Raw genomic sequence first — 3,916 nt, forward strand, 5'->3', positions numbered from 1 at the left:
CGGCCGGCGCCCGCGACCTCGAGCGCGCGCTCGAGGTCGTCCGCGGCCGGTCGGCGCTGGTCGTGGCGCACCGGCTCACCCAGGCCAGCACCGCCGACCGCGTCGTCGTCATGGAGGCCGGACGCATCGTCGAGCAGGGCCCGCACGCCGAGCTCGTCGCCGCCGGCGGCCGCTACGCCGACCTGTGGCGGGCCTGGACGTCCGTGTGAGCCTCGCCGTCCCCGCCACGCCCTAGGGTGACGGCCATGGCGACCCTCACCCACACCGTCACCGAGGCCGACACCGCGCTGGCCGTCGGCAGCGGCGACGTCCCCGTCCTCGGCACCCCCGTCCTGCTGGCCTGGCTCGAGGCCACCACCGTCGCGGCCCTCGAGCTCGAGCCGGGGCAGACGAGCGTCGGCACCCGGGTCGAGGTCGAGCACTCCCTCGCCTCGGGCGTCGGGGCCGAGGTCGTCACCACCGCCGACGTCCTGCGCCGCGACGGCCGGCTGGTCATCTTCACCGTCGCCGCGCACGAGGGCAGCCGTCTGCTGGCCACCGGCGAGGTGCGCCGCCTGGTGGTCGACCGGGAGCGGTTTCTCGCCCGGGTGGCCCCTGTGGGAGACTGAGACGTCGTACGTCAGAGGAGGACACCATGGGCAAGACCGGTCGCAAGCGCCGCGCTCGCCGCAAGAAGGGCGCGAACCACGGCAAGCGCCCCAACGCGTGAGCATCGCTCCCTGAGCAGAGAAAGGCCCCCGTCGTCCGACGGGGGCCTTTGTCATGGTGCTGCGGGGCTAGGCCTCGCGCCGCTCGGTGGGCACCTCGGTCTCGATCGTCACCTGGACGGTGCGGATGCTCAGCAGCACGCGGTCGCGCAGCGGCGCCGGGGCCGGCTCGCGGCACGAGCGCGACACGAGCTGCTTGACCAGCCGCTCGAGGTCGTACTCGGTGAGGCACTGCGAGCAGCTGTCGATGTGCGCCTGCACCTCCTCGCAGGAGGCGTCGTCCATCTCGTGGTCGATGAACAGGTAGAGCTTCTCCAGCGCGTCCGTGCAGTCGGGTCCGTCGCAGCTCATGCCTTCTCACCCGCTCCCACGCGCAGGCCCCGCTCGCGGGCGTAGTCGGCCAGGCTCTCGCGCAGCTGGCGCCGGCCGCGGTGCAGCCGCGACATCACGGTGCCGATCGGCGTGTCCATGATCTCGGCGATCTCCTTGTACGGGAACCCCTCGACGTCGGCCAGGTAGACGGCCATGCGGAAGTCCTCGGGCAGCGCCTGCAGCGCGTCCTTGACGTCGCTGTCGGGCAGGTGCTCCAGCGCCTCCATCTCGGCGGACTTGAGCCCGCTGGACGTGTGCGCGGCCGCGGCGGCGATCTGCCAGTCCTCGACCTCGTCGGTCATCTGCTGGGGCTGGCGCTGCTTCTTGCGGTAGGAGTTGATGTAGGTGTTCGTCAGGATCCGGTACAGCCAGGCCTTGAGGTTCGTGCCGGGCTTGAACTGGTGGAACGCGGTGAACGCCTTGGCGTAGGTCTCCTGCACCAGGTCCTCGGCGTCCTGCGGCGAGCGCGTCATGCGCAGGCCGGCCGAGTAGAGCTGGTCGAGGAAGGGCAGCGCGTCGGCCTCGAAGCGCGCCTGGCGCTGCTCCGGGGTCTCGGTCTCGCGGACGTCCTGGTCGTCGGTCATCACGGTCCAGCCTACTGCCGACGTCTGACGACCGCCGTCCGGCGAGTCCACCGCGTCGGTGGGGCGTTCGAGGCATCCGATCATGCCTGTCACAACAGCGCCCCGGGCGCGGTTGTTCCCGGCCGGTCAGGCGGCGGGCAGCGGCTCGATCAGCTCGGGCGAGTCGTTGCGGACGTTGCCGACCGCCGGGCTGACCGGGTAGGCGTCCAGCCGGCCGGGCGCGGCGGGCACGAGCAGGTCCAGCAGCTCGGGGCCGGACGCGGTGGGGTCGAGCCAGGCCTCGTAGGCCTCGCGCTCCACGACGAACGGCATGCGGTCGTGGATGCGGCCCAGCGAGTCCTCGGCCGTGGTCGTGATGACGGTGAAGCTGACCAGCCACTCGCCGTCCGGGGCCTTCCAGAACTCGTACAGCCCGGCCATCGCCAGCGGCGAGCCGTCCTTCGGGCGGATGAAGAACGGCTGCTTGCCGCCGTCGTCCTTGACGTACCACTCGTAGTAGCCGGTGGCCGGCACGATCGCCCGCCGCGAGGCGAACGCCTTCTTGTAGGCCGGCTTCTCGGCGACCGTCTCGACCCGGGCGTTGATCATGCGGTTGCCGATCTTGGGGTCCTTGGCCCACGACGGCACGAGCCCCCAGCGGGCGGCCCGCAGCTGGCGCTGCACGGTGCCCTCGTCGTCCGGGCGCGCGACGACGATGGCCTGCGTGTCGGTGGGCGCGACGTTGTAGGACGGCTCGAGGTCGACGAAGGAGTTGGCGACGCCGACCGCGAACTCGGTCTCGAGCGCCGCGGGGGTCAGGTTGGTGGCGTAGCGGCCGCACATGGGGCCAGCCTGGCACAGCCCACCGACCGAAGTTGCCGCGCGCGCTGGAGGCGGTAGAACGGAACCATGACCCTCCTCCGCGCCGTCGCCCGCCCGATGCTCGCCTCCATGTTCGTCTACGGGGGCGTGAACGCGCTGCGCTCGCCGCAGTACACCGCGCCCGCCGCCCAGCCCGTCGCCGACGCCCTGGGCAAGGCCGTCCCGTCCGTGCCCGCGACGCCCGAGAACGTCGTGCGCGCCAACGGGGGCGATCCACGCCGTCGCCGGCCTCGCCCTGGCCACCGGCCGCTTCCCGCGCCTGGCCTCGTTCGCGCTGGCCGCCACGCTGCCCGCGACCACCGTCCAGGGCCACCCGTTCTGGACCGAGTCCGACCCGCAGCAGCGCACGAACCAGACGATCCACTTCCTCAAGAACGTCTCGCTCATGGGCGGCCTGCTCATGGCCACGCTGGACCCGGACCCGAAGAAGAAGATCCTGCCCCGCCGGGCGAAGGACAAGACCGTCGAGACCTTCCACGCCGCGAGCGGCAAGGTCGACAGCCTCATCCACTGAGGCCCGCGGGGGCGAGCGCCGCTCGGGGGCGTCGCGCGCCGATAGAGTGGCGCCGATGACCGCGACGCCCGCCACCGACGACCTCTGGCCCGCTCCCACGCCCGACCGCCCGGTGCGCGGCCGCGTCCAGGTGCCCGGGTCCAAGTCGCTGACCAACCGCGCCCTGCTGCTCGCCGCGATCGCCGACGGCCCGAGCACCCTGCACCGTCCGCTCGTCTCGCGCGACTCCGACCTCATGGTCGCCGCGCTCGAGTCCCTCGGCGCCCGGATCGACCGGGCGAGGACGTCTGGACGGTCACCCCCGTCGCGCCGGCGTCCGGCACGGCGCTCCACGTCGACTGCGGGCTGGCCGGCACCGTCATGCGGTTCGTGCCGCCGGTCGCCGCCCTGCACGACGGCCCGGTCACCTTCGACGGCGACGAGCGCGCCCGCGAGCGTCCGATTGGCCGGCGTGCTGGACGCGCTGCGGGACCTCGGCGTCCGGGTCGACGACGACGGCCGCGGCACGCTGCCCCTTCACCTCCACGCACCGTGCGTCGCGCGGCGGGCCGGTCGGCAGGTGGACGCTCGGCGCCAGCCAGTTCGTGTCGGCACTGCTGCTCGCCGGCGCGCGCTTCGAGCAGGGCGCCGACGTGCGCCACACCGGTGGACGCCTGCCGTCGGCCCCGCACGTCGAGATGACCGTCACCGAGCTGCGCCGTCGCGGCGTGACGGTCGACGACTCCACGCCCGGACGCTGGGTCGTCTCCCCCGGACCGGTGGCCGCCCTCGACGCCGCCATCGAGCCGGACCTGTCCAACGCCGGCCCGTTCGTCGCCGCCGCGCTCGTCACCGGCGGACGCGTGACGGTCGAGGGCTGGCGGCCGGCACCGACCAGG

At 73.3% G+C, this 3,916-nt stretch carries 6 protein-coding genes and 4 pseudogenes; 7 read left to right on the forward strand and 3 right to left on the reverse strand.

Going from position 1 to position 3,916, the window contains the following annotated elements:
* The 3 genes and pseudogenes from AC2W7G_RS10965 to AC2W7G_RS10975 form a co-directional block, all read left to right on the forward strand.
* Positions 1-209: pseudogene (locus AC2W7G_RS10965) on the forward strand (ABC transporter ATP-binding protein); the annotation flags it as partial.
* Positions 210-245: 36 nt separating this feature from the next.
* Positions 246-608 (forward strand): thioesterase family protein, encoded by a 363-nt coding sequence (locus tag AC2W7G_RS10970; RefSeq protein ID WP_485868460.1) that lies wholly within the window; start codon positions 246-248, stop codon positions 606-608.
* A gap of 26 nt (positions 609-634) precedes the next feature.
* Positions 635-709: a 50S ribosomal protein bL37 gene (locus tag AC2W7G_RS10975; protein WP_369797015.1), complete on the forward strand. Its 75-nt coding sequence runs from the start codon at positions 635-637 to the stop codon at positions 707-709.
* Positions 710-776: 67 nt separating this feature from the next.
* On the opposite strand, the gene rsrA is transcribed toward AC2W7G_RS10975, so the two are convergent.
* The 3 genes from rsrA to AC2W7G_RS10990 all read right to left on the reverse strand — a co-directional run bounded on the left by rsrA (position 777) and on the right by AC2W7G_RS10990 (position 2,485).
* A complete protein-coding gene (gene rsrA, locus AC2W7G_RS10980) occupies positions 777-1,058 on the reverse strand; it encodes a mycothiol system anti-sigma-R factor (protein WP_485868461.1) in 282 nt (93 codons plus the stop codon).
* Complete coding sequence (locus AC2W7G_RS10985) at positions 1,055-1,663, reverse strand: sigma-70 family RNA polymerase sigma factor (RefSeq protein WP_485868462.1); 609 nt, start codon at positions 1,661-1,663, stop codon at positions 1,055-1,057. The genes rsrA and AC2W7G_RS10985 overlap by 4 nt, the downstream gene beginning before the upstream one ends.
* Before the next feature lie 126 nt (positions 1,664-1,789).
* Positions 1,790-2,485 carry an SOS response-associated peptidase gene (locus tag AC2W7G_RS10990; RefSeq protein WP_485868463.1) on the reverse strand — a complete coding sequence of 232 codons (696 nt, stop codon included), beginning with the start codon at positions 2,483-2,485 and terminating at the stop codon, positions 1,790-1,792.
* Between the two features lie 424 nt (positions 2,486-2,909).
* Here AC2W7G_RS10990 and AC2W7G_RS10995 point away from each other — a divergent pair, with 424 nt between their 5' ends.
* From AC2W7G_RS10995 to AC2W7G_RS11010, 4 genes and pseudogenes are all read left to right on the forward strand, one after another.
* On the forward strand, positions 2,910-3,038 hold the full coding sequence (locus tag AC2W7G_RS10995) for a hypothetical protein (protein WP_485868464.1): 129 nt from the start codon (positions 2,910-2,912) through the stop codon (positions 3,036-3,038).
* A 55-nt stretch (positions 3,039-3,093) separates the two neighbouring features.
* A pseudogene (locus tag AC2W7G_RS11000) lies at positions 3,094-3,258 on the forward strand (3-phosphoshikimate 1-carboxyvinyltransferase); the annotation flags it as partial.
* A gap of 122 nt (positions 3,259-3,380) precedes the next feature.
* A pseudogene (locus AC2W7G_RS11005) lies at positions 3,381-3,719 on the forward strand (hypothetical protein); the annotation flags it as partial.
* Positions 3,623-3,916 (forward strand): annotated as a pseudogene (locus tag AC2W7G_RS11010) (3-phosphoshikimate 1-carboxyvinyltransferase); the annotation flags it as partial. The pseudogenes AC2W7G_RS11005 and AC2W7G_RS11010, both read left to right, overlap by 97 nt.

This window comes from Aeromicrobium sp. PFPM2_SD2, from assembly GCF_057364525.1.